Origin of the sequence: Methylorubrum aminovorans, assembly GCF_022179725.1 — a bacterium.
Taxonomy (GTDB): Bacteria; Pseudomonadota; Alphaproteobacteria; order Rhizobiales; family Beijerinckiaceae; genus Methylobacterium; species Methylobacterium aminovorans.
The window spans coordinates 100822-124837 of sequence record NZ_BPRC01000001.1 but is presented as its reverse complement, the minus strand read 5'-3'; the positions used below and the strand labels follow the sequence as shown (position 1 = coordinate 124837).

Below are 24016 nucleotides of genomic sequence, written 5' to 3'. Positions count from 1 at the left end.
GTTGTAGGGCGACCCGCCCGCCCGGGGAGGGTCGCGATTCAATCTTGCCCGAGAGCCGCCGCCACATCCGCCTCGCTCAAGGCGTCGAGCGCCCCGGCGATCTTGATCGCCCGCGTCTTCTCACCGGGCGGGAACAGTAGGACCACCGTCTCGGTGCCGGGGCAGGACGGGTCGGTGCAGACGATCTCGCTCACGCTGATCGCCGTGTCCAGGCCGTAGCCGCCTGCCTTCCGCAGCCATGCCTCGACCCGCCGCCGGGCGGCGGCGTCGGGCTTTGGCCGGCGTCCGAACAGCGCCACGACGCGGCGTCAGGCCGGCAGGGTGAGCAGGCCGGCCCGGCCGTCTGCGCAGCCGAAGGCGAGGCGGGCGCCGTTGGCGTCCCAAGCGAGCGCCGAGACCGCGCTGCCCCGCACCGCCGGGCGCACCAGCAGTTCCGAGGCGTCGGAGAAGCGCACCAGCAGCACGCAGCCATCCTCGTAGCCGATCGCCAGGACCGGCGCCTTTGGGTGGAACGCGACCTGCGAGACCCGTGCCGGCCGCACGCCGCATTCTCGCGGCGCCTTGCCGGTGGGGCCCTCCTTCGAGTCGAACGGCCAGACGATGGCGGCCTCGGCGCCGCTGGTGGCGAGCCACTTGCCGTCCGCCGACCAGGAGAGCGAGCGTACCTTGGCCGGATAGCCCGACATCCGCATGTGGCCGCGATCGGGCTGGAGGCGCCAGCCGTGCAGCGCGTTCTCCTGCATGGTCGAGACGACGAAGCGGCCATCGGGCGACCACGTCACGTCGAGATGCGAGCCCTTCCACTCGATGAATTCCGGCGGCGTCTCGAGGTTGGGGTACCAGAGGCTGACGCCGTTGTAGTGCGCCACCGCCAACCGGTAGCCCTTCGGCGCGAAGGCGAGGCCGCGCGCGGTGGTGGGCGCCGTGAAGGTCTTCTCCCGGCCCTTGGCGTCGCGGGCGACGACCGTGCGGCCCGAGGCGAAGGCGACCGAGCCGTCGCCGTGGAGCGCCAGCGCGTCGATCCAGCCGCCGTTCTTGGCGCGCGCCAGTTCGGTCGACCGGCCGTCCGCGTCGGTGGCGACCACGCGGCCGTCGTCCCCCCCGCTCACCAGCCGGGTGCCGTCGCCGGCCGCGACGAGGATGCCGCTGTCCGGGTGGGCGGGAACGGTTTCGGTGGCGCCGTCGCGGGCCAGCAGCACGCCGCCGTCGGCGAGCGCCAGGGCGAGCGTGCCCTTGAGCCAGCGGGCCGCGGTGACGTGCGCGCCGGCGGCGATGTCGGCGACATGGTCGGTGAGGGAGGGAGCGGAGACGCTCATGCCGGAGGGCCTTCCTTCAGATCTTGGTCAGCGTCACCGGCGCCTGCCGGGTGACCAGGGTGAACAGGCTCGCGGCGAGGCATAGGCCGGCCGTGATGATGGCGGGAATCGCCAGGGCCGCGATCCCGAGATGCATATGGGCGAAGGTCCCGGCAATCGCCCCGACGAGGAGCGAGAGCCAGACCGAGCCATCGCCGACCCAGCCCAGCCGCGGTCCCCGTCCGGCCAGCGCGAGCGCCGCCTTCTGCCCGAATGCGAACAGCGCGCCCGTGACGAAGGTGGTTCCGGCGCGAAAGCCCTGGACATGGGCGAGCACCGCATTCTGTCCGCCCATGGCGAGCGCCAGGAACAGCGAGGCGACCCCGACATGGGCGTGCTCGGCCGCCAGCGCCACCGCTGCGCTCAGCGCCGCGGCCTCCAGGCCAAGCACCGTCGGCGTGATCCAGCGCGGCGGGCACAGGGCCGCGATGGCCCCGCCGGAGACCGCGCCGACGAGGAAGGCGGCGATCAGCAGCGCCGGCAGTACGGCGCCGAGCGGCTGGCCATGGCCGAGCGCGACAGCGAGCTGTGTCGTGTTCCCGCTCATGAGCGAGGTGTAGAGGCCGCCGAGCCGGATGAAGCCGAGCGCGTCCACAAAGCCGGCGAGTGCGGTGAGCACGATGCCGAAGCCGATCTGCCAGGGGCGGGTCACAGGGCGGACACGGTCGTTAAGGCGCTCTTCGCGGGGCAGGACGCGGCCTGCGACAAACTCGGCCTCGTCCGACAAGGCGTTAGGCCCATCGTCGCGCCCGGTGCGGGCGAATGCAGTTCTTGCCACCTGCCGTCAAGGTTAACCGATCGGTTACCAAATGCGCGCAAATCGAAGCAATCACGGTGAACGCGGCCTCTCACGGCCCCGTTGGTCCGGCGATCCGCAAGCTCGACCGTTGTCCGAGCGCGGGTGAGTTGGAGTGCTGCCATGATCCCCTTCGCTTGCGCCCCTGCCGTCCTGCCCCCGTTCTCCCTGGCGCCGCATGCCGACACGATCCTCGTGGTCGAGGACGAATCCTTCGTCTGCGAGCTGGCCGCCGAGGCCCTGCTCGACGAAGGCTACCGGGTGCTGACGGCGGCCGACGCGGACGAGGCGGAGGCGATCCTGTCGAGCGAGCACGTGGACCTGCTCTTCACCGATATCGATCTGGCCCGCAACACGAACGGCATCGCGCTCGCCCACCGCGCCCGACGCAGCCTGCCGCGCCTGCCGGTGGTCTACACCTCCGGCGGCCGCGAGGGGCTCTCCGCCGCCGAGGCGGTGAACGAATCGGTGTTCATGCCCAAGCCCTACCGCGCCGCGCAGCTCGTGGCCGTGACCAACGACCTGCTGCGCCATCGCAGCTGATCCTCCGCCCTTCTCCAACCGGAACGAGACGTGACCATGCGTCGCCTGATCGCCTGCGCCTTCCTGATGCTCGCCGCGATGCCGGCAGCCCGAGCCGAATGCGATGTCGAGGATACCGGACTGGAACCGGCCATCGCGGCGAAGAAGGAGCTCCAGGAGGCCAAGAACGCGCAGATCGTGCGCGATCTGCGGACGCTCCGCGACGCGGCGATCGTGCTCGATTCCTACGGCTTCCCGGACGAGTGCAAGCGCCTCGTGACGATCGTGAAGGGTCTGGCCGCCAAGCCGGACGACACGATCAAGCGCAGCAGCGACACCGACGAGGAAAAAGCCGAGGAGATCCAGGAATCCCGCGAGCCGAAGGCGCCGCGCGGCCGGTAATCACCGTTTCACCGGGTCCGTCCCGCCGCCCTGACGGCAGCGGGCATCGTAGCTCGACACCGCCGGATCGTCGGCATCCCCGACGGTCACGAGCGACAGCGTCGCCTCCGGGCGTTCGTAACCGTAGCTGCAGAAGCCGAAGCCGGTGCCCGAGCAGGCCTCGACCTCAATGACGCCGCGCTCGATCAACGCCGCCTCTCGGGAAGCCGGATGCTCCGGAGGCGGCCCTTTGATCGGCTTCCATCCGAGCTGCCGCAACGCCTCCCGCGCGCGGGTGACCGTCTGGCCGTAGACGTTCGGGACGAGGCTCCGGCCGTCGCAGAACGCTTCGATGGGTGCGAGCGGCACTATACTCAGCCCCCTCTCGCCCTCCACATGCAGATCGGCCAGGGGCTGCGGAAGCAGATCGCCGTCCCACAGGCGCAGCGCGTCGGCGCCGAAGGGAACGACGCGGCCGATCGAGCGCGCCGCGTCCTTGCGGGTGTAGACGACCGCCCGCAGCACCTCGCCCTCGAACAGGCCGACATTGCCGGCGGCGATCTCGCAGGAGCCGCTGGTGCCCTGCGTGAAGCGGCCCGCGAAGCTGACCGCCTGAAACCGTCCGGCCCGCGCCTCGCCGGTCACCGCCCAGCCGGCTGCGGCCACCTGACGGCCCGCATTCGAGCGCGGTGTCACGACGAACTGGGAGCAGAGATCACGCTCGCCGGCCTCGGGCGGCGCCTTCGGCAGCACCGAGAGCGGCGTGACCGTGACCGCCTCGACCGATGACGACACTGAGAGTCGCGGCGTGTCCCCCAGCGGATAGGCAGGGATCGCCGAGACGCCGACGAGGAGGCCGGCGATCAAAAAAGGGGTGGCGGTATGACGGTTCATGCACTCCCTCGGAATCGGGACCGGCGGCAAAAGCACGGTGACCGGCGCAGGTGCGCCCGGCAAGGCGGAACCGGCGGTCCGTCAGTCGAGGCCGGTGAACCCGTCCGGAAAGGCGCCGCCCCGCGGCAGGCAAACGACCGGCAGGCCGGCATGCCGCGCGATCTGCCCGGCCACCGTCTCCGGGGGGGTCGGTGCGCCCTCGCTCTCGCTGACCACGATTCCAACCAGCGGGACGCCGTGCGCCCGCAGCGTCTCGACGGCAGTGAGCGCGTGGCTGATCGCACCGAGATAGCTGCCGGAGACGAGCAGGGCCGGAACGGCCTGAGCCTTGAGCCAGTCGAGCCCGGTCGCGGCCTCGGTGATCGGGCTCATCAGACCGCCCACACCCTCGATCACCACCGTTTCGTCGTCCGCGGCCTCGGCCAAACGCGCGTCGCACCACCCGACCAGCTCGGACAGGGTAAGGCTGCGTCCCTCGCGGGCGGCGGCGAGGTCGGGCGCCAGCGGCGCGGCGAAGCGCCAGGGCGAGCAGGCCGCGACCGTCGCGGGCGTCACAGGAAGTCCCTGCGCGGCGAGCAGCCGGCCGGTGTCGCTCGCGGAGAAGTCGGGATGGTCGAGCGGGGGAACGCCGCTGGCGAGCGGCTTCAGCGCCCGCACCTGCCGGCCCTGCCCGCGCAGCCGGCGGACCAAGGCGGCGGTTGTATAGGTCTTGCCGATTTCGGTGCCGGCACCGACGACGAACAGGGCGGGTAGGGGCATGGCGTGCGGATCGCTCGGGCGAGACAACGGCGTCTTCTCACCCGCATCCTCATTCTGAGGTGCCGACTACGGCGGGCTGCGAAGGATCATCCGGTTCGCGGGTGATCCTTGGAGCCTCCCTCGAGGCTGCTGCGCATCATCTCAGGATGAGGCCGTGCGGTGGAGCGACCGGGCCGGTCGCTCGCCTGTGCGGGACCTACTTCTCGACGAAGGCCTTCTCGATCACGTAGTGGGCCGCCTCGCCGTGGTTGCCTTCCTCGTAGCCCAGCCCCGTCAGCATCTCGCGGGTGTCCTTGATCATCTCAGGGCTGCCGCACAACATGAAGCGGTCGTTCTCGATCGACATCGGCGGCAGCCCGATATCCTCGAACAGCTTGCCCGAGGTCATCAGGTCGGTGATCCGGCCGCGGTTGCGGAACGGCTCGCGCGTCACGGTCGGGTAGTAGATGAGCTGATTGGCGATCATCTCGCCGAGGAACTCATGCTTCGGCAGCGTCTCGGTGATGGTCTCGCCGTAGGCCAGTTCCTGCACCTGGCGGCAGCCATGGACCAGCACGACCTTCTCGAAGCGGTCATAGGTCTCCGGATCCTTGATGATCGACAGGAAGGGCGCGAGACCGGTGCCGGTGCCGAGCAGGTAGAGGTGCTTACCCGGCAGGAGGTTGTCGAGCACCAGCGTGCCGGTCGGCTTCTTGCCGATCATGATCGGATCGCCGACCTTGAGGTGCTGCAGCTTCGAGGTGAGCGGGCCGTTCGGCACCTTGATGGAGAAGAACTCCAGCTCCTCCTCGTAATTGGCCGAGACAACCGAGTAGGCGCGCAGCAGCGGCCGGCCCTCGACCTCGATGCCGATCATCGTGAACTCGCCGTTGCGGAAGCGGAACGAGGGATCGCGCGTCGTGCGGAAGGAGAAGAGCGTGTCGGTCCAGTGATGGACGGAGAGGACGCGCTCCTCGTTGTACTTGCTCATCGGCCGCAGGTTTCCCGATTCTCGAAGCGTCGAAAGCGGGCTCTTCTCGCAGTTGCAGCATCCGCGTCAAGACGCAGCGCGGCCACAGCGCTCGGAATGTGGGTTTGTCTGGAACTGTTCTTGAAGCCGGCGCATGCCTGCCCCGGCCCGAGCGCAACGCAGGTCGGTCCTACAGCGGCTTCAGCTCCGCCTCGATCTCCGCCCGGCGCGGTTCGAGGAAGGGCGGCAGGGCGAGACCTTCGCCGAGACGCTCCATCGGCTCGTCGGTGGCGAAGCCCGGCCCGTCGGTGGCGATCTCGAACAGGATGCCGTTGGGCTCGCGGAAATACAGGCTGCGGAAGTAGTAACGATCGACGGGGCCGCTGGAGGGTACGCGCCGTTGCTTCAGGCGGTCGGCCCAAGCCTCGTAATCGGCGTCCGGGATGCGGAAGGCGACGTGATGGACGGCGCCGGCACCCTGGCGGGCCTGTGTCCCCGAACCTTTGAGGAGTTGCACCTCCGCGGACGGACCGCCCGCGCCGGTCTCGAACACACTCACCTCGCCCTCGGGCAGCTCGAAGGTTCTCGCGCGGCGGAAGCCGAGGATCTGCGTCAGCACGGCCTCGGTGCGCTCCGGCTGGGAGACCGTGAGACGGATCGGCCCGAGCCCACGGATCTGGTGCTCGGGCGGCACGGGGCTGCCCGCCCAGGGATGGGCCTCGCCCGTGCCGCCGTCATCGACGAGGCTGAGGCGCTGGCCCTCGCCGTCCTCGAAATCGAGGGTGAGGCGGCCGTCCCGCTCGATCGCCGGATGGTGGCTCACGCCCTGGCGGCCGAAATGCTCGCGCCACCAGTCGAAGCTCGCCGCGCCGCCGACCCGCAACAGGGTGCGCGAGATGCTGTCGGTGCCGCGCTGCTCGGCGGGTGCCGGCCAATCGAAGAAAGTGATGTCGGTGCCAGGCGAGGCGCGGCCGTCGGCGTAGAACAGGTGATAGGCCGAGACGTCGTCCTGATTGACGGTCTTCTTGACGAGGCGAAGCCCCAGCACGCGGGTGTAGAAGGCGAGGTTGTCGGCCGCCCGCGCCGTGATGGCGGTGACGTGGTGGAGTCCGGTGAGCTGCATCGCTTGGGCCCTCGCGCGGGAAGCGGGTTCGAGCCCATCAGATAGGGATTTTGGGCCTGAGCCCAAGGCACCGGCCTCGCGTCATCATTCATCGGCACGGCAGGCCACAGATCAGGCATGGAAAAGGCCGGCAACGCGTCTCCGCGTCCCGGCCTTGTTCAACCCCGAATCGGGGAGAGACGCTTACAGCCCCTTCGGCCGCCCGGCCGCGACCACCAGCATCCGGCCGTCGCCCAGCGTGCGCGCCCCGGCCCGGCGGATGTCATCCTGGGTCACGCTCGCCACGAGGTCGTTGCGGCGGGCGATGTAGTCCATGCCGAGGCCTTCGAAGGCGATCTGCACGAGCTGGTTGGCGATCTTGGTCGAGGTGTCGAAGCCCAGCGCGTAGGAACCGGTGAGGTAATCCTTGGCCTTCTGCAGCTCCTCGTCGGAGGGGCCATCGGCGATGAGGCGGTGGATTTCCTCGCCGATCACGTCGAGGGCCTCGACCACGCGCTCGTTCTTGGTGGCGGTGTAGCCCCAGGTCATGGCCACGCCCCGGTGCGAGGTGAGCGAGGTGCCGACCGAGTAGGCCAGACCGCGCTTCTCGCGCACTTCCTGGAACAGGCGCGAGGTGAAGGCGCCGCCGCCCAGAATGTGGTTGAGCACGTAGGCCGGGATGAAGTCGGGGTCGCGCCACGCCACGCCCGGCAGGCCGAAGCGGATCACCGATTGCGGCACGTCGAGATCGACGACGATGCGCCGGCCGAGTTCGTTGATCGCGGTCGGCGGCACGGGCTTGAGCGGGCCGGCCTCGGGCAGGCTGCCGAAGGCGCGGGCGACCATGCCGGTGATCTCCGCCTCGTCGAAGGCGCCCACAGCCGCGACCTTCAGGCTTCCGCGGCCGACCACGGCGCGGTGGAGCGCCACGAGGTCGTCGCGGGTGATCGCCGACAGGGTCTCGACGGTGCCGGCGGAGGGGCGGCCGTAGGCGTGGCCGGGGAAGGCCTCGCGGAAGTAGCGGCGGGAGGCCAACACGCCGGGATCGTTCTGCTGGTAGCGCAGGCCGGCGATCATCTGCGCCCGCACCCGCTCGATCGCGGCGGGATCGAAGCGCGGCTCGGCGAGCGCGAGGGTGAGCAGGCGGATCGCCTCGTCGGCGTGCTTGACCAGCGTCTTGAGCGAGCCGCCGATGGAATCGGGGCCGGTATGGAAGCTCAGCTCGATCGCGCGGGCGGCGAGCGCCTCCTGGAAGGCATCGGAATCGAGATCGCCGGCGCCCTCGTCGAGCAGGCGCGCCATCATCTGCGCGGTGCCCGCCTTGCCCTCCGCGTCCTGCGCCGCACCGCCCTCGAAGGTGAAGGAGAGCGCGATCATCGGCACCACCGGCGAGGCGACGTGCCACGCCTCGATGCCGGGGGCAGCCGCGAGCGGCAGCGCCTGGGTCGGCGTGGTCGCGGTGCGCGTGCCGGTCTCGGCGAGATTCATCGGAAGTTCCTTAAAGCGTCTTTTCACAAACGGCGCCGCCGGCCCTCCGGCGGCGCGAAGAATTGGGCGGGCTCAGGCGACCGCCACGTCCATCGCCAAGTCCGTCTCGCGAGCCTTGGTGAGGTAGCCGGTCACCGAGCGGGCGGGCACGAGGTAGCGGGCGGCCACCGCCACGAGCCGGTCGCGGGTCACCGCCTCGATCTCGGTCGGCCAGGCGCGCACCTCCTCGACGGTCTCGCCGATGGCGAGCGCCGAGCCGTAGATGCGGGCAAGCGAGGATTGCGAGTCGGAGGAGTAGACCGTCTCGGCCACGAGCCGGGTCTTGGCCCGCTCGATCGCCTCCGGATCGAGCGCCTCGGGGACGCGGCGCAGCACGCGATCGACGTGCTCCTCCAGGGCCTCCAGGCTCACGCCCTCGGCCGGCACGGCGTAGACGGCAAACCGCGTGTCGTCGATGGCCGACCCCATGTACCAGGCGCCGGCATTCACCGCGACGCCCATCTCCAGCACCAGCTTGCGGTAGAGGAACGAGGTCGCGCCGCCGCCGATCACCTCGGCGAGCAGTTCCAGTGCGTGGCCCTCGCCGTCACGGGCGGTCATGCAGGAGGGGGTGAGATAGAGGCGCTGCAGGGTCGGCTGCTCGACCTTCGGATCGGCCACCGCGATGCGGCGCATCGCCCGCGGCTCCGGCTCGCGGGGCCGCGTCCGAAGCGGACGCGCGCCCTGCGGTGTCACCCGGCCATAGGTGTCCTCGGCCAGCCGACGCACCTCGTCGGGCGTCACGTCGCCGGCCACCACCAGGATCGCGTTCTCGGGCGTGTAGAAGCGCTTGTAGTAGTCGATGGCGTGGGTGCGGTTCAGTTCCTCGATCTCGTGCATCCAGCCGATGATCGGGATGCCGTAGGGGTGATGCACGAAGAGCGAGGCCGACATCGCCTCAGAAAGCTGGGCCGAGGGATCGGTCTCGACCCGCATCCGCCGCTCTTCCAGCACCACGTCACGCTCGGGCGCCACGACGGCGTCGTCGAGGACGAGACCGCTCATCCGGTCGGCCTCGAAGGACATCATCGTCGAGAGGTGGTCGCGGGCGACGCGCTGGAAATAGGCGGTGTAGTCGTAGCTGGTGAAGGCGTTCTCCTGGCCACCAAGCGACGAGACCGCCCGCGAGAAGGCGCCGGCCGGATGCCGCTCGGTGCCCTTGAACATCAGGTGTTCGAGGAAGTGGGCGATACCGGACTGGCCGATCGGATCGTCGGCCGAACCGTTGCGGTACCAGATCATGTGGGTCGCCACCGGCGCCCGGTGGTCGGGCACCACGACAACGTCGAGCCCGTTGTCGAGCACGAAGGCGGTGACCTCCGGGCCGCCGGCCTCGGAGCGCCCGAACGGGGCAGCATCCACGCGGCCGGCGTGATTCAGGCCTCGCTGCGGTCCCACGGGCGCGATGGCCTTCCGGTAGAGGTGCATCCTGCTGTCCTTTGCGGGGGCTCTTCCGCCCTCCGCGCTTCCCGTCTCAAGAATCCCGGCATTGTCCCGAGATCGTAGGCCGATGGCAAATCCCGTACCGCGCGGCGTGTCCGCGCGGTCACGGTCCGTCCGAATGCTTGACGACTTCGCGGTTCCTTCCGCTGCGAAGGATCCGCATCAGGAAGGTTGCGCTCAGCGCCGGGACTGATCCCTGATATAGGCACGCGGATCGGCTTCGTCGCGGTCGTTGATCGGACCGCCGATGGGACCGCCCTGCGGCTTGGCGACCTTCACCGGCGACTTGCGGTAGCCCGTGGGCGGATCGGTCAGCGTGTCGCGGTCGGGCTCGACCAGCGAGGGTTCGGTCTTGTCGGGGGTCCCCTTGAGAAGCTCGAACGGGCTGAGCCAAGTGGAGGTACGGGTATCGCCCTCGCCGGGGGCGTTCGCCGGCCCGGTCAGGGCGCCGGCGCCGGCGCGCCGGCCGGCCTCCAGCTCGTAGACCGAGAGCGTCTCGTTGTTGTCGTTCATGCGCCCCTGAGCGCCGCGGACGATCGGCTTCTTCGCCTCGACGGCGGCGCGCTCGCGCTGGACCAGCTCGGGGTCCTTCGGCCAGGCCGGGTCGGCTTGGCGGGTGCGCGGCACGGGCAGGCCGGCGGTCAGGTCTTCCTTGCCGCCGAGCTTCGGCGGCATGGCGAGCGGAGCGCGCTCGCGGTAGGTGATGGCGGGGCGCTCCGGCTCGATCAGGCCGAGATTGCTCAGCGTGTCGCGCATGAACTCACCCTCGGCCCGGGCCGGGCCGGCGGCGAGGCCGGGCAACAGGGCCGCGCCCAAGGTCGCACTTAAGGCCAAGGGGCGGATCGATCCGAAAGCCCGCGAGACGCTGCGCCGCCCGTTCATGCTATTTTCCCCAAGGTTTCAAGAACCGGCTCCGCCCGCTTTTCAACCGGGGCAGTCAGCCGGCGGGCCACTCGATGTGAGTCGCGGACCGAGACCTTCCGAACCGAGGTGAGCCGGGTTTCGGGCGAAGGTATGGCGCCTTGACGCAGCCGGGATGAAGTTCCCGTCAGGCTTGGGGATGCGTGCGGTCCTCCGACACATCCGCATGCGGGCTGCGCCCGACCGGCCGCAGGCTGTCGAGGATCAGGCCGACGACGCCCGCGACGATGGCCGCATCCGCCACGTTGAACACGTACCAGGACCACGTCCCCGCATGCAGGTGGACGAAGTCGAACACGGCGCCGTAGGCCGCCCGGTCGATGGCGTTGCCGAGCGCGCCGCCGACGATGAGGCCCAGCGCCACGGCGAGCAGCCGCGAGCCGGCCCGAACCATCCACACCGACAGGCCGATCGCGGCGGCGAGCGAGATGCCGACGAGCAGCCAACGCCCCAGGCCGCCCTCCTGCTGGAACAGACCGTAGGACACGCCTCGGTTCCAGACGACGACGAAGTCCGCAAAGGGCGCCAGCCGCCAGGGCTGGGTCAACACGAGATCGGTGCCGAAATAGAGCCAGAGCTTGGAGGCCTGATCGAGGACCAGGGTGGCGAGCAAGGCGGCGAGGCCGGAGCGGAAGGGGGTCACGCCACTCCCGCCTCCGGATGGGCGGCATCCCATTCCCGCAGAGCCTTCGCGTCGCGCGGCGTCACATCCGGATAGTCGGGATCGCTGCCGACCTCGGGCGTGACCCGCCAGGAGCGGGCGCATTTGGTGCCCGCGGCGCGCTCGGGCACCACCGCCACGCCCTTCACCTCGTCGAGGCGGAAGGCGTCCGTCGGGCCTTCGCCCGCGCGGACCGTGATCGCCGAGGTAATGCAGACATCGGCGAAATCGACCCCGTCGAGGGCGCCGAGCAGGTCGGGGTCCGACACGTAGACGGTCGGTGCCGCCTCCAGGCTGGCACCGATGCGCTTGGCTGCGCGCTCGATCTCGAGCGCGCCGGTGACGACGCGGCGAACCTTGCGCACCTTCTGCCAGCGCGCGGCGAGCGCCTCGTCGCGCCACGCGGCCGGCGTCTCCGGCAGGGTCTGGAGATGCACCGAGCCGTCCTGCGACGGGTAGCGGTCGAGCCATGCCTCCTCCGCCGTGAAGGCGAGGACGGGGGCCAACCAGATCGTGACCCTGCGGAACGCCTCGTCGATGACCTGCAACGCGGCGCGGCGGGTCACCGAGGAGATCGGATCGCAGTAGAGCGCGTCCTTGCGCACGTCGAAGTAGAAGGCCGAGAGGTCGCCGGTCATGAAGCCGTTGAGCAGCGCCACGATCCGCTTGGTGTCGAAGGCGGCGTAAGCCTCACGGATCTCGCCGTCGAGCTGGGCGAGGCGGTGCAGGATGAAGCGCTCCAGCTCCGGCATGTCGGAGATGGGCACGTCGTCGCCGGGCACCCGGTGGGCGAGCGAGCCGAGCATCCAGCGCAAGGAGTTGCGCAGCTTGCGGTAGGTCTCGGCGAAGGTCTTCACGATCTCCGGCCCGATACGCAGATCGTCGGAATAGTCGGCCGCCGCGACCCACAAGCGGAGGATGTCGGCGCCCGATTCCTTGATGACGTTCTGCGGCGCGACGACGTTGCCGCGCGACTTCGACATCTTCTCGCCCTTGGCGTCGAGGACGAAGCCGTGGGTGAGCACCACGTCGTAGGGGGCGTGGCCGCGCGTGCCGCAGGATTCGAGCAGCGAGGACTGGAACCAGCCCCGATGCTGGTCGGAGCCCTCCAGATACATCACCGTGTCCGGTCCGCCATCGACCGCGCGGCGGATGCCGGCAAGGCCGGGAAACGCTTGCGCGTCGTCCAGCACGAAGGCGTGGGTCGAGCCGGAATCGAACCAGACGTCGAGGACGTCAGTGACCTTCTCGTAGTTCGCCGGATCGTGCTCGGGCGCCAGGAAGCGCTCCGTGGCGCCCTCCGTGAACCATGCGTCCGCGCCTTCCGCCGCAAAGGCTTCGGCAATGCGGGCGTTGACGCCCTCGTCGCGCAGCACCTTTCCGGTCTCGCGCTCGACGAAGACGGTGATCGGCACGCCCCAGGCGCGCTGGCGCGAGACCACCCAGTCGGGCCGCCCCGCCACCATACCGTTGATGCGGTTTTTTCCCTGCGGCGGAACCCACTGCGTCTGTTCGATGGCGTGAAGAGCGGTCTCGCGAAGGGTCCGGTTGCCCAAGGAGTCCACCGGCCGGTCCATGGCGATGAACCATTGCGGCGTGTTGCGGAACAGGACCGGCTTCTTCGAGCGCCAAGAATGCGGGTATTGGTGGCGCAGCACCCCGCGGGCGACCAGCGCGCCGACCTCCGTCAACGCGGCGATCAGCGCCTTGTTGGCGTCGCCCTTCTCGCCCTTGGCGGTGAAGACGAAGCGGCCGGTGAAGCCCGGCGCTTCCTTGGTCAGCATGCCGTCGGCATCGACGGTGTAGGGGATGCGGGTGTCGATGCCGGCTTCCGTGAGGCGGCGGCCATTGGCCATCCAGACCTCGAAATCCTCGCGGCCGTGGCTCGGCGCCGTGTGAACGAAGCCGGTGCCGGCTTCGTCGGTGACGTGCTCGCCCTCCAGCATCGGCACCGGGAAGCCGTAGCCGGGATCGAAGGGTGCCAGCGGATGCGACAGGGTGAGCCCGGCGAGATCCGCCGCCGCCACGTCGGCCACGCGCTCGAACGCCTCGACGCGGGCGGCCTTGAACACGCCCTCGGCAAGCGCATCGGCGAGCAGATAGGTGTCGCCGGCCTTCGCCCAGTTGTCGTCGGCGGCTTGCGTGACGCGGTAGAGCCCGTAGGCCACGCGCTTGGAATAGGCGACGGCGCGGTTGGCCGGCAGGGTCCAGGGCGTGGTGGTCCAGATCACGACGCGGGCGTTCGACAGTTCGGCCGGCGCCCCTTCACGGATCGGGAACGCCACGAACACCGTGTCGCTGACATGCTCCTCGTACTCGACCTCGGCCTCGGCGAGCGCGGTCTTCTCCACCACCGACCACATCACCGGCTTCGAGCCGCGGTAGAGCTGGCCGGAGGCGGCGAACTTCATCAGCTCCGCGGCGATGCGCGCCTCGGCCGGGTAGGCCATGGTCGAGTAGGGATGATCCCAATCGCCGGTGACGCCGAGCCGCTTGAACTCCTCGCGCTGGATGTTCAGCCACTCGGCGGCGAAGGCGCGGCATTGCTGGCGGAATTCCAGCACCGGCACCTCGTCCTTGTTCTTGCCCTTGGCGCGGTACTGCTCCTCGATCTTCCACTCGATCGGCAGGCCGTGGCAGTCCCATCCCGGCACGTAATCCGCGTCGCGGCCGAGCGCGCCCTGCGAACGCACGACCACGTCCTTGAGGATCTTGTTGAGCGCGTGGCCGATATGGATGTTGCCGTTGGCGTAGGGCGGCCCGTCATGCAGCACGAAGCGCGGACGCCCCTTCGCGGCGGCGCGGATCTTCTCGTACAGGCCGACCTCCTTCCAGCGCTCCAGCAGGAGCGGCTCGCGGGTGGGCAGCCCCGCGCGCATCGGGAAGTCGGTCTTCGGCAGGAACAGGGTCCGCGAATAGTCGCGGGCGGCCGCGGGGGCGGCGTCGGTCTGGTCGCTCATGGGTTCGGCAGAATTCTCGTCGCAGGGGGACGGCGATCAGGGAAACAGGCAGAAGGCTTCACCCGGCATCCGGGGCGGCCGCCAGTGCGGCGCCTTACGCGGAGGCCGGGCCCGTAATTCGCGTCGCGGGGGAGATGAGGCCGAACATGCCGTGCTTCTAAAGCGCTCTCCGGCCAAGGGGAAGAGCCGAGAAGACGCCCCAAACGCGGACCGGGACGATCGCGGAACGGGAGGCCGGGCGCGGGGCCCCACGTTTCTCGGTTCCTGTTAATCCGTCGCCAGGACTGCGACATCGGAGCGCCCACCCCTTGCACAGCCCCTGCATCCTTGCCATCAGCCGCGCGCAACAGGGGCTCCGGCCGGCAGCGAGACGATGCCGGAGTGACCAAGGTGTCGTCAGTTACAAAGGCGGCCCTGACTACCGATGTGCGATTGAGCACTGAAATTAAAGAGACTAGCGTCCGCCCAAAGCCGCCCGGGCGAGGCCGCGCGACACGGTATCGGTGAGGAAACATGGCCCATTCCGCAACGCCTGATGCGGGCGCCCACGGCGCGCAGCCGGCCGCCCACGTGCCCTGGTACCGGGTGCTCTACATCCAGGTGCTGATCGCCATCGTGATCGGCGTCCTGCTCGGCTGGCTCAGCCCGGAATGGGGCAAGTCGATGAAGTGGCTCGGCGACGCCTTCATCGCCCTGATTAAGATGCTGATCGCGCCGATCATCTTCTGCACCATCGTCCACGGCATCGCCTCGATCGGCGACCTCAAGAAGGTCGGCCGCGTCGGCCTCAAAGCGCTGATCTATTTCGAGGTCGTCTCCTCCCTGGCACTCCTCATCGGCATCATCGTCGGCGAGGTGATCCAGCCGGGTGCCGGCTTCGGCGCCGACGTGTCGAAGCTCGATGCCAAGGCGGTCGAGGGCTACGCCAGCAAGGCGGCGGCCGATTCCACGATCGCTCACATCCTGGCGATCATCCCCAAGAGCTTCTTCGACGCCTTCGCCACCGGCGACCTGCTGCAGGTCCTGCTGATCTCGGTGCTCACCGGCGTCGTGCTCACCGGCATGGGCGAGAAGGGCGCCGGCATCACCCGCGGCATCGACGCGGCGGGTCAGGTGTTCTTCCGCATCATCGGCCTCGTGGTGAAGCTCGCCCCGATCGGCGCCTTCGGCGCCATGGCCTTCACGGTCGGCCAGTACGGCATCGGCAAGGTGATCGACCTCGCCTGGCTGGTCGGCACCTTCTACACCACCTCGCTGGTGTTCATCTTCGTCGTCCTCGGCGGCATCGCGGCGTTCGCCGGCTTCTCGATCATCAAGTTCCTGGCCTACATCAAGGACGAGCTGTTGATCGTGCTCGGCACCTCGTCCTCCGAGACCGTGCTGCCGCACATGATGACCAAGATGAAGCGCCTGGGCGCCTCGGATTCGGTCGTGGGGCTCGTGATCCCGACGGGCTACTCGTTCAACCTCGACGGCACCAACATCTACATGACGCTCACCACCCTGTTCCTGGCGCAGGCGGTGGGCGCCGACCTCTCGGTCGGGCAGTACGCGACGATCTTCCTCGTCGCCATGCTGACCTCGAAGGGCGCCTCGGGCGTGACCGGCGCCGGCTTCATCACGCTGGCCGCGACGCTGGCCGCCATCCCCGGCAACCCGGTGCCGGTGGCGGCGATGACCCTGGTGCTCGGCGTCGACAAGTTCATGTCGGAGTGCCGCGCGCTCACCAACCTCATCGGCAACGGCGTCGCCACCGTCGTCGTCTCCCGGTGGGAGGGCGAGCTCGACAAGACCAAGCTCGCCGAGGTGATGGCGCATCCGTTCTCGATCGGCACCGAGATCTCGGACGAGGCGCCCGAAGGCCCCGGCGAGGAGCACTCGCCCACGACCCCGAAGGCCGTCGCGGCGCAGTAGACCAGCCTTGGGCTCCGACGCTTTGCGGATCGGAATCGATCTCGGCGGCACCAAGATCGCCGGGATCGTTCTCGACGCCGACGGGGCGACGCGGGCAGAGTCTCGCGTGCCGACCCCGCGCGGCAATTACGAAGGGACGCTCGACGCCATCGCCGGCCTCGTTGCGGCGCTGGAGCGTCAGGCCGGCACCGCGGGGGCAAGCGTCGGCGTCGGCATGCCCGGCGCGATCTCCCGCGCTACGGGCCTGATCAAGAACGCCAACTCGCTCTGGCTGAACGGCCGGCCTTTCGCGGAGGACCTCGCCGCGCGCCTCGGCCGCCCGGTTCGGGTCGAGAACGACGCCAACTGCCTCGCCGTCTCGGAAGCCGTGGACGGAGCCGGCGCGGGCGAAGCCATCGTCTGGGCGATCATCCTCGGCACCGGCGTCGGCTCGGGCATCGCACTGCAGGGGCAGGCGTTGACCGGCCGCAACGCCATCGCCGGGGAATGGGGCCACAATCCCCTCCCCTGGCCACGCGACGACGAACGCCCCGGCCCCGCCTGCTATTGCGGCCGCCACGGCTGCCTAGAGACCTGGCTCTCCGGCCCGGGCCTTTCCGCCGACTTCTTCCGCCGCACGGGAGAAAGCCGGAGCGGCGAGGAGATCGTCGCGCGTGCCGAAGGCGGCGATGCGGTCGCCCTTGCGGCGATGGCGCGCCACCGCGACCGGCTCGGACGCGGCATCGCCCACGTGGTCAACCTCCTCGACCCCGACGTGATTGTGCTCGGCGGCGGCCTGTCGCGGGTCGAGGGCCTCGTCGCGGCTTTGCCCGAAGCGATCGCGCCACATGTCTTCACCGACACCTTCGACACGCCGGTCCGGGCGAGCCGGCACGGCGACGCCTCGGGCGTACGCGGCGCGGCCTGGCTCTGGGGGACGGCATGATCGACTGGCTTCGCCGCCTGCTCGGCTGGGATCGCCCGCCCGCGCCGGCTCCGCCCACAGTGGTCTGGAGGCCGCCGCAGGGGCGCGGCGAGGCGGCGATCGACGCTCCAACCCCACCTGTGGCGCTCTGGGAGCCGACGCCTCAGCCGCCGCAACACCGCAGCGAGGCGGAGATCGACGCCGTCGAGGTGGCCCTTGAGAGCCTGATCGCAGCCGGGCTCCGACTCGGTCCACACTATGAGGGGATGGACCGGCGCGCGGTCGCGCGGGTGATGGCGGAACATCCCGAGTTCGCACTGGGCGACGACAACGAGACATTGTCGCTGACGGAGCGCAGCCCGGAGGCGCTCTCGATCGACATCCTGTGGAGTTATCGCGCCCTGGCGGACGGGGTCGAGGACGAGTTCGCCAACGCGGTAATCTTCGTCGATCACTGCTACGACGGCGCCGACGCGGACACCTATCGCGACCTGTTCGCTCGGCTGATCGCGGTCGCCGGGGTCTGGACCGACCGCGGCGTGACCGTCTCTCGCGTGCCGGGACTCGGCCCTTACGGTCACGGCTTCCGCGTCGCGTTCGAGACCGAGCCGCCGATCCCGCCCCTCACCTTTCCAGCCGACAAGAACTTCGACTGGAGCCTGCTCGAACAGCTCGACGCGCACCGGCCGGCGGGCGAGACGCGCCGCTTCCGGATCGCCGCCGACGGCGGAGCGGGACTGGTGCTGTTCCTCGACGACGCCGAGGCCCGAGCGATCGCCCTGCGCCTCGGCTGGGGCCCGGACGATCTGTGACGCCCCTATCCGAGCTAAGTCTTCGGGAGGCTCATCGCTCCTCATGCTGAGGTGCCGAGCCAATGCTCGGCCTCGAAGCCCCCGGAACGGTCGATCCGCCGGCATCGGTTTGATAGGGCCGATGTCGCAATGGGCTTCGAGGCCGCTGCGCGGCACCTCAACATGAGGAGCGGCGCGGATATCGGAAAAGGTCCCATCGACCGATCTGTAGGGCCGGCGCACGGCTCGCACGTCACGTCAGCATTGACTTCACCCGCCCGCCTTCCGAAAACCCGCCGTCCCCACCGCGGGGCGCGCTTCGCAAAATCACGGTCCCATCATGCCCATCCTGACCTTCCCCGACGGCAACACCCGCGCGTACGACGCCGCGGTGACCGGCCGGACCGTGGTGGAGGGCATCGCCAAGTCGCTCGCCAAGCGCACGGTCGCCATGGCGCTCGACGGCACGGTGCGCGACCTCGACGACACGATCGAAGCGGATGCCGCTATCGAGTTCCTCTCGCGCGACGACCCGCGCGCGCTCGAACTGATCCGCCACGACTGCGCGCACGTGCTGGCGGAGGCCGTGCAGGCGCTCTGGCCCGGCACGCAGGTGACGATCGGCCCCGTGATCGAGAACGGCTTCTACTACGACTTCGCCAAGGACGAGCCCTTCACGCCCGAGGACTTCCCGAAGATCGAGGCGAAGATGCGCGAAATCATTTCGCGTGACGTGCCCTTCACCAAGGAGGTCTGGACTCGCGACGACGTGAAGAAGCTCTTCGCCGACAAAGGCGAGAGCTACAAGGTCGAGCTGGTCGATGCGATCCCGCCGGGCGAGGATCTGAAGATCTACCGCCAGGGCGAATGGTTCGACCTCTGCCGCGGCCCGCACATGACCTCGACGGGCAAGGTCGGCGCGGCCTTCAAGCTGATGAAGGTCGCAGGCGCCTATTGGCGGGGCGATTCCAACAACCCGATGCTGACGCGCATCTACGGCACCGCCTGGGCCTCTCAGGCCGATCTCGACGCCTACCTGCACCGGCTGGAGGAGGCCGAGCGCCGCGATCACCGGCGGCTCGGACGTGAGATGGACCTGTTCCACTTCCAGGAGGAGGGGCCGGGCGTCGTGTTCTGGCACGCCAAGGGCTGGACGATCTTCCAGGAGCTGATCGCCTATATGCGCCGCCGCCTGAAGGGCGACTACGCCGAGGTGAACGCGCCGCAGATCCTCGACAAGTCGCTGTGGAAGACTTCGGGCCACTGGGGCTGGTACCGCGAGAACATGTTTGCGGCCCAATCCGCCGGCGAGGAGGCCGAGGACAAGCGCTGGTTCGCCTTGAAGCCGATGAACTGCCCCGGCCACGTGCAGATCTTCAAGCATGGCCTGAAATCCTACCGCGACCTGCCGCTGCGCATGGCCGAATTCGGCGTGGTTCACCGCTACGAGCCGTCGGGCGCCATGCATGGCCTGATGCGCGTGCGCGGCTTCACCCAGGACGACGCGCACATCTTCTGCACCGAGGACCAGCTCGCCGCCGAGTGCCTGAAGATCAACGACCTGATCCTCTCGACCTACGCCGATTTCGGCTTCGACCAGATCCTGGTGAAGCTCTCGACGCGCCCCGAGAAGCGCGTCGGCTCCGACGCCCTGTGGGACCACGCCGAAGCGGTGATGACCCAGGTGCTGGCGCAGATCGAGGAGCAGTCGGCCGGGCGGATCAAGACCGCGGTCAACCCCGGCGAAGGCGCCTTCTACGGGCCGAAATTCGAGTACGTGCTGCGCGACGCCATCGGCCGCGACTGGCAGTGCGGCACGACGCAGGTCGACTTCAACCTGCCGGAGCGGTTCGACGCCAGCTACATCGACGCCGACAGTCAGAAGAAGCCGCCGGTGATGATCCACCGCGCCATCTGCGGCTCGATGGAGCGCTTCACCGGCATCCTGATCGAGCATTTTGCGGGGCATTTCCCGCTCTGGCTCGCGCCGGTGCAGGTGGTGGTGGCGACGATCACCAGCGATGCCGACGCCTATGCCCGCGAGGTGGTGCGGGTGCTGGAGCGCGCGGGGCTCCGGGTCGAGGCGGATCTCCGCAACGAAAAGATCAACTACAAGGTCCGCGAGCACTCGCTGGCCAAGGTGCCGGTGCTGCTGGCGCTCGGCCGCCGCGAGGCGGAGGAGCGCACGGTCTCGGTGCGGCGCATGGGAAGCCAGAAGACGACCACGATGGCGCTTGATGCGGCGCTTGCCGCCTTCATCGAGGAGGCGACCTCCCCGGATCGCCGCCGCGCGGACGCCGTCGCCGACAGCCTGCCGAGCACCGACGCGGTGCTCGACGGCCGCCACGTCGAGGTTCCGGCGCCGTAGTTCAGGGCGTCGCCGGGAGCGGTGCGCGCCAACGGTCGCGCATCGCTTCCAGAGCGTTGGCGTAATCGTCGCTCCAGGGCCGACGGGACATATCGGGCGCGACCACGCTCCAGCCTAGATCCTGTGCCTCGCGTATCGTCGCAGGATCGCGCGTCATCAGGACGACGCTGGATTTCGTCCGCTCGATCTGGACGTCCTTCCCCTGGGACGATTCCATGCGCGCCAGCAGAGTCAATTCCCGCTCAGCCGCCAGCCGTGCCAAAACCTGCCGCAGGTCAAAGTGACGGTTGCTGATGTGAAATGCGAGCAGACCGTGTTGGTCGAGATGGGCAAGGTACACGGCAAGCGCCTCGCTGGTCAGGAGATGGACCGGGATCGCATCCGAGGAGAAGGCGTCGATAATCAGGATCCGCGCCTGTCCGATCCGGTCAGCGAGGGTTAGACGCGCATCGCCTTGGACAGTCTGGGCCTCGGGAGCACATTCGGACAGAAATCGGAAGAGCTTCGCGTCCCGGGCAAAGCGAATCACCACCGGGTCGATCTCGTAGAACGACCACGTCTCGCCAGCGCGCGCATAGCAGGCAAGGCTACCGGCTCCGAGCCCGACCACGGAAACCACTGGGGTCGCTCCGTTAACCCGTCGGCTGATCTCGAACACATTCGAGAGCGGCCCGCCGGGGGCGTAGTAGGTGGCCGGCACAGGGCGTCCGATGCTCGGCGTGCCGTCGTCCTCGCGCAGTCGCATGGCGCCGTGAATGGTCGTGCCGTGCGCAAGGACGCGGTAGCGTCCGTCCGGCGTGGTTTGGAGACGGTGGAGGCCGAAGAAGCTGCGGTACTGCCCAGCGTCAGTTGAGGCCGTGAGCTGAAACAGGACGGCGACGGCACCAACGGCACTTCCCATCAGCGCAAACCGGATCGAGCTACGCCACGTCGTCGCGAAGCAGAGCAGAAGACTGATCAGCAGCGTGCCCTTCCCGAACGAAGGGCCCCCCGCGATGGTGGCCAGCATTGCCGCAAGGACGGCACAGACCACGATCACGATGGTGCGGGCTGCTCCTCCGGCCACCGCTCGGAACGTGCCGGATACGATGGCGGGCCGACATAGCAAGGCGGCGGCGAGAAGAAGCGGATACTCGTGCACGCCGGAGAAGATGACCGGCGCCACAAGCGCGGCGAAGATGCCGCCGATGACGCCGCCCAGAGAGGTGCAGAGGTAGAATTCGGTGAGCCGGGCCGCGGAGGGCCGCAGGGCATAGACGGAACCGTGGGCGATCAGGGCGTTGACGAGGAGCAGGCCGAGGGTCACGCCGAGGTCGAACAGAAACGACGTGTGCCCGATGAACATCGCGCCGAAAGCGACGGCCGTACCTGCGATCTGCAGCACACTGAGCACCGAGCCCAGCCAAGCGCGCTCCGGGCGTGAGGGACGAAAGGCGAGGATGAAGCTCGCGAGGTAGAGCGCGAGCGGAACGACCCAGATCAGCGGAATCGCCGCGACGTCCGTCGAAATGTGGGCGGTCGTTGCGACCAGCAGACCCGACGGCACCGCCGAAAGACCGATCCAGGCTAGTCGGCGACCCGCGCTCGGGTAATCGGTACTTCCACCATCGGCGGTCGAGGCAGCGGGCGATCTATTGCTCAGGCGCAAGCCGCAGGCCAGCACGGCGCAGGTCAGAACAGCGTAACCCAGTGACCAAAGCCGGGCCTGTGCGTCGAGGCCGAGGAGGGGCTCGACCAGCAATGGATAGGCCAGGAGCGCGATGAATGAGCCGGCATTCGAGGCGCGGTAGAGGAAGTACGGGTCGGCACTGCGCGCATGGCCCGAACGGGCGAACCATGCCTGGAGAAGAGGGGCGCTCGCGGACAGCGCGAAGAACGGCAGCCCGATCGAGGCGAGGAACAGGCCGACGAGCCAGAGCGCCTCGCCCTCGGCCGGTGGCGCCCCGAATCCCGCGGCCACGGTGACCGGCAGGAAGAGGAAGCCGGTCAGCAGCACGAGAATGTGCGTGGCCAGCGCCGCCTGCGGTCGAAGCTAGCGTGTCAGCGCGTGCGCGTAGGCGTAGCCGGCCAGCAGCAGGGCCTGGAACACGACCATCGCCACCGACCACACGGCGGGCGAGCCGCCGAGGATCGGCAAGACACGCTTGGTGAACATCGGCTGCAGGCTGAACAGAAGCACAGCCGCGAGGCCGAGCGTTCCGGAAAACAGGCCGACGAGACCGATACGGCCGGCGATGCGAACCGCTGGAGGGAGGGACAAGCCGTCCTGCTCCCGCTCCCGAGATGTCCCGACGAACGCCATCGCCTGTCCCTGAACTCCGCGCGTCCTGGGATAGGCGAGAAAGCTTAAGACTCGGCTTGCAGGCGAACCGTCTATCCCTTCATCGCCCGCGCCAGTTCCGAAAACACCCGCGGGTCGGCGCATTGCGCCACGTTGAAGCGCATGGCGTCGGCGGCGCCCTGGCTCAGCGAGAAGACGTTGCCCGGCGCCAGCACCACGCCGCGGGCGAGCGCACGGCGGGAGACCTCGGTCGCGTCGAGTCCGTCCGGCAGGCGCCCCCAGAGGAACATGCCCCCCGTCGGCACGAACGGCACCGCGACGCCGACCTCGGCGAGCCGCCGCACCACCGTGCCGCGGGCCTCCGCCAGCCGGGTGCGCATGGCATCGACGTGGTGGCGATAGCTGCCCTCCGCGAGGAAGCGGTGGACGGTGGCCGCGGTGAGATGGTTGTCGCTGAGCGAGACCGCGAGCTTGAGATCGACGAGGCGCTCGACCCAGTCGTCGCGGATCGCGATCGCGCCGACACGGGCGCCGGTCGAGATCGTCTTCGAGAAGCCGCCGACATGGATCACCCGGTCGAGGCCGTCGAAGCCGGCGAGCCGCGGACCCGGCTCGGCCTCGAAATCGGCGTAGGCGTCGTCCTCGACGATGAGCGTGCCGTGCATCTCGGCCAGCCGCAGGATGCGGTGGACGGCGACCGGGCTCAACGTGGCGCCGGTGGGGTTCTGGAGGCCGGAATTGGTGATGTAGAAGCGGGGCTTGTGCTCGTTCAGCGCCGCCTCGAAGGCGGCGAGATCCGGTCCCTCCGGCCCGAACGGCACACCGACCATCTGCAAGCGGTGGGCGCGGGCGAGCGCCTGGAACGAGAAGTAGCAGGGATCGTCGAGCAGCACCGTGTCGCCGGGCTCGGCGAGGAAGCGGATGATGAGATCGAGGGCATGGGTGACCGAATCGGTCAGCACAAGCTGGTCGGGATGGGCGCGGATGCCGCGCTCGGTCAGCCGCAGGGCGAGATGCTGGCGGAGCGGCGCGTGGCCCTGCGGCGTGTCGTAGAACATCACCGCATCGCTCTGCCGCGCGACCTGGCGTAGCGCCCGACGCAACTCCGCCTCCGGCAGCCAATCCGGCGGAAGCCAGCCGCAGCCGGGCCTCAATGAGTCCGGCCGCGCCTCCAGCGACTGCCGGGTGATCCAGACCGGATCGACCGCCCGGTCGAGCCGTGGCCCGATCGCGGCGAGGGAGAGCGGCTCCGGCCGGGCGGAGACGAAGAAGCCGGAGCCCGGCCGGGAGAGGATGGCACCGCGCGCCGCCAGCCGGTCATAGGCCTCGACCACGGTCGATTTGGAGACCTGCATGCTCTCGGCCAGCCCTCGCACCGACGGCAGCCGAGCGCCGGGTCCGAGCGCCCGGCCCTCGATCCGCGCTTCGATGGCGCGCATCACCGTCTCGACCCGCGAGAGGGCCGGCTCCGCGACCGTCACCGTCATG

21 protein-coding genes are annotated in these 24016 nt (G+C 69.3%); 6 read left to right on the top strand and 15 right to left on the bottom strand.

The window, feature by feature from the left end; translation table 11 throughout:
* Nucleotides 1-38 precede the first annotated feature (38 nt).
* The 3 genes from MFF24_RS00580 to MFF24_RS00570 are packed head-to-tail and all read right to left on the bottom strand — an operon-like array spanning nt 39 to nt 2007.
* Complete coding sequence (locus MFF24_RS00580) at nt 39-299, bottom strand: hypothetical protein (protein ID WP_133091058.1); 261 nt, start codon at nt 297-299, stop codon at nt 39-41.
* Nucleotides 300-308: 9 nt separating this feature from the next.
* Nucleotides 309-1316, bottom strand: a complete 1008-nt coding sequence (locus MFF24_RS00575; RefSeq protein ID WP_238221624.1) for a WD40 repeat domain-containing protein — start codon at nt 1314-1316, stop codon at nt 309-311.
* Between the two features lie 16 nt (nt 1317-1332).
* A complete protein-coding gene (locus MFF24_RS00570; protein WP_238221622.1) occupies nt 1333-2007 on the bottom strand; it encodes a YoaK family protein in 675 nt (224 codons plus the stop codon).
* A gap of 267 nt (nt 2008-2274) precedes the next feature.
* On the opposite strand from MFF24_RS00570, the gene MFF24_RS00565 reads away from it, so the two are divergent.
* Complete coding sequence (locus MFF24_RS00565) at nt 2275-2694, top strand: response regulator (protein ID WP_238221621.1); 420 nt, start codon at nt 2275-2277, stop codon at nt 2692-2694.
* A 36-nt stretch (nt 2695-2730) separates the two neighbouring features.
* Entirely contained in the window at nt 2731-3075 is a 345-nt protein-coding gene (locus tag MFF24_RS00560) for a photosystem reaction center subunit H (protein WP_108940234.1), read from the top strand.
* On the opposite strand, the gene MFF24_RS00555 is transcribed toward MFF24_RS00560, so the two are convergent.
* The 9 genes from MFF24_RS00555 to ileS form a co-directional block, all read right to left on the bottom strand.
* Nucleotides 3076-3948, bottom strand: coding sequence for a PASTA domain-containing protein (locus MFF24_RS00555; protein WP_238221619.1), 873 nt, complete (start codon nt 3946-3948; stop codon nt 3076-3078).
* Nucleotides 3949-4029: 81 nt separating this feature from the next.
* Nucleotides 4030-4707, bottom strand: a complete 678-nt coding sequence (bioD, locus tag MFF24_RS00550) for a dethiobiotin synthase (RefSeq protein ID WP_238221617.1) — start codon at nt 4705-4707, stop codon at nt 4030-4032.
* A 196-nt stretch (nt 4708-4903) separates the two neighbouring features.
* The gene (locus MFF24_RS00545; RefSeq protein WP_108940231.1) at nt 4904-5677 is read right to left on the bottom strand and encodes a ferredoxin--NADP reductase; all 774 of its coding nucleotides are present in this window, start codon (nt 5675-5677) and stop codon (nt 4904-4906) included.
* A gap of 169 nt (nt 5678-5846) precedes the next feature.
* Entirely contained in the window at nt 5847-6779 is a 933-nt protein-coding gene (locus MFF24_RS00540) for a ring-cleaving dioxygenase (protein ID WP_238221615.1), read from the bottom strand.
* A 183-nt stretch (nt 6780-6962) separates the two neighbouring features.
* Nucleotides 6963-8246, bottom strand: a complete 1284-nt coding sequence (locus MFF24_RS00535) for a M16 family metallopeptidase (RefSeq protein WP_238221613.1) — start codon at nt 8244-8246, stop codon at nt 6963-6965.
* A gap of 72 nt (nt 8247-8318) precedes the next feature.
* Entirely contained in the window at nt 8319-9713 is a 1395-nt protein-coding gene (locus MFF24_RS00530; RefSeq protein WP_108940228.1) for a M16 family metallopeptidase, read from the bottom strand.
* Between the two features lie 192 nt (nt 9714-9905).
* Nucleotides 9906-10610, bottom strand: coding sequence for a hypothetical protein (locus MFF24_RS00525; RefSeq protein ID WP_108940227.1), 705 nt, complete (start codon nt 10608-10610; stop codon nt 9906-9908).
* A gap of 166 nt (nt 10611-10776) precedes the next feature.
* Nucleotides 10777-11292 (bottom strand): signal peptidase II, encoded by a 516-nt coding sequence (lspA, locus tag MFF24_RS00520; protein WP_238221605.1) that lies wholly within the window; start codon nt 11290-11292, stop codon nt 10777-10779.
* Nucleotides 11289-14270, bottom strand: a complete 2982-nt coding sequence (gene ileS / locus MFF24_RS00515; protein WP_238221604.1) for an isoleucine--tRNA ligase — start codon at nt 14268-14270, stop codon at nt 11289-11291. The genes lspA and ileS overlap by 4 nt, the downstream gene beginning before the upstream one ends.
* Nucleotides 14271-14783: 513 nt before the next feature.
* On the opposite strand from ileS, the gene MFF24_RS00510 reads away from it, so the two are divergent.
* The 4 genes from MFF24_RS00510 to thrS all read left to right on the top strand — a co-directional run bounded on the left by MFF24_RS00510 (nt 14784) and on the right by thrS (nt 20247).
* Nucleotides 14784-16184, top strand: a complete 1401-nt coding sequence (locus tag MFF24_RS00510) for a dicarboxylate/amino acid:cation symporter (protein WP_238221603.1) — start codon at nt 14784-14786, stop codon at nt 16182-16184.
* A gap of 7 nt (nt 16185-16191) precedes the next feature.
* Nucleotides 16192-17109, top strand: coding sequence for an ROK family protein (locus MFF24_RS00505; RefSeq protein WP_238221602.1), 918 nt, complete (start codon nt 16192-16194; stop codon nt 17107-17109).
* On the top strand, nt 17106-17900 hold the full coding sequence (locus MFF24_RS00500) for a hypothetical protein (protein ID WP_238221601.1): 795 nt from the start codon (nt 17106-17108) through the stop codon (nt 17898-17900). The genes MFF24_RS00505 and MFF24_RS00500 overlap by 4 nt, the downstream gene beginning before the upstream one ends.
* 319 nt (nt 17901-18219) lie before the next feature.
* Nucleotides 18220-20247, top strand: coding sequence for a threonine--tRNA ligase (gene thrS, locus MFF24_RS00495; protein WP_238221600.1), 2028 nt, complete (start codon nt 18220-18222; stop codon nt 20245-20247).
* A 1-nt stretch (nt 20248) separates the two neighbouring features.
* Here thrS and MFF24_RS00490 read toward each other — a convergent pair whose 3' ends face one another.
* The 3 genes from MFF24_RS00490 to MFF24_RS00480 all read right to left on the bottom strand — a co-directional run bounded on the left by MFF24_RS00490 (nt 20249) and on the right by MFF24_RS00480 (nt 24015).
* A complete protein-coding gene (locus MFF24_RS00490; protein ID WP_238221599.1) occupies nt 20249-22243 on the bottom strand; it encodes a polyamine aminopropyltransferase in 1995 nt (664 codons plus the stop codon).
* Between the two features lie 36 nt (nt 22244-22279).
* Nucleotides 22280-22507, bottom strand: coding sequence for a hypothetical protein (locus MFF24_RS00485; RefSeq protein WP_238221597.1), 228 nt, complete (start codon nt 22505-22507; stop codon nt 22280-22282).
* A gap of 113 nt (nt 22508-22620) precedes the next feature.
* Nucleotides 22621-24015, bottom strand: coding sequence for an aminotransferase-like domain-containing protein (locus MFF24_RS00480; protein WP_238221595.1), 1395 nt, complete (start codon nt 24013-24015; stop codon nt 22621-22623).
* Nucleotide 24016 lies beyond the last annotated feature (1 nt).

Coding starts and splice junctions, on each gene's coding strand:
- MFF24_RS00575 (WP_238221624.1), bottom strand. CDS start 1,316: ATGAGCGTCTCCGCTCCCTCCCTCACCGACCATGTCGCCGACATCGCC.
- MFF24_RS00565 (WP_238221621.1), top strand. CDS start 2,275: ATGATCCCCTTCGCTTGCGCCCCTGCCGTCCTGCCCCCGTTCTCCCTG.
- MFF24_RS00560 (WP_108940234.1), top strand. CDS start 2,731: ATGCGTCGCCTGATCGCCTGCGCCTTCCTGATGCTCGCCGCGATGCCG.
- MFF24_RS00555 (WP_238221619.1), bottom strand. CDS start 3,948: ATGAACCGTCATACCGCCACCCCTTTTTTGATCGCCGGCCTCCTCGTC.
- bioD (WP_238221617.1), bottom strand. CDS start 4,707: ATGCCCCTACCCGCCCTGTTCGTCGTCGGTGCCGGCACCGAAATCGGC.
- MFF24_RS00545 (WP_108940231.1), bottom strand. CDS start 5,677: ATGAGCAAGTACAACGAGGAGCGCGTCCTCTCCGTCCATCACTGGACC.
- MFF24_RS00540 (WP_238221615.1), bottom strand. CDS start 6,779: ATGCAGCTCACCGGACTCCACCACGTCACCGCCATCACGGCGCGGGCG.
- MFF24_RS00535 (WP_238221613.1), bottom strand. CDS start 8,246: ATGAATCTCGCCGAGACCGGCACGCGCACCGCGACCACGCCGACCCAG.
- MFF24_RS00530 (WP_108940228.1), bottom strand. CDS start 9,713: ATGCACCTCTACCGGAAGGCCATCGCGCCCGTGGGACCGCAGCGAGGC.
- MFF24_RS00525 (WP_108940227.1), bottom strand. CDS start 10,610: ATGAACGGGCGGCGCAGCGTCTCGCGGGCTTTCGGATCGATCCGCCCC.
- ileS (WP_238221604.1), bottom strand. CDS start 14,270: ATGAGCGACCAGACCGACGCCGCCCCCGCGGCCGCCCGCGACTATTCG.
- MFF24_RS00510 (WP_238221603.1), top strand. CDS start 14,784: ATGGCCCATTCCGCAACGCCTGATGCGGGCGCCCACGGCGCGCAGCCG.
- MFF24_RS00500 (WP_238221601.1), top strand. CDS start 17,106: ATGATCGACTGGCTTCGCCGCCTGCTCGGCTGGGATCGCCCGCCCGCG.
- thrS (WP_238221600.1), top strand. CDS start 18,220: ATGCCCATCCTGACCTTCCCCGACGGCAACACCCGCGCGTACGACGCC.
- MFF24_RS00480 (WP_238221595.1), bottom strand. CDS start 24,015: ATGACGGTGACGGTCGCGGAGCCGGCCCTCTCGCGGGTCGAGACGGTG.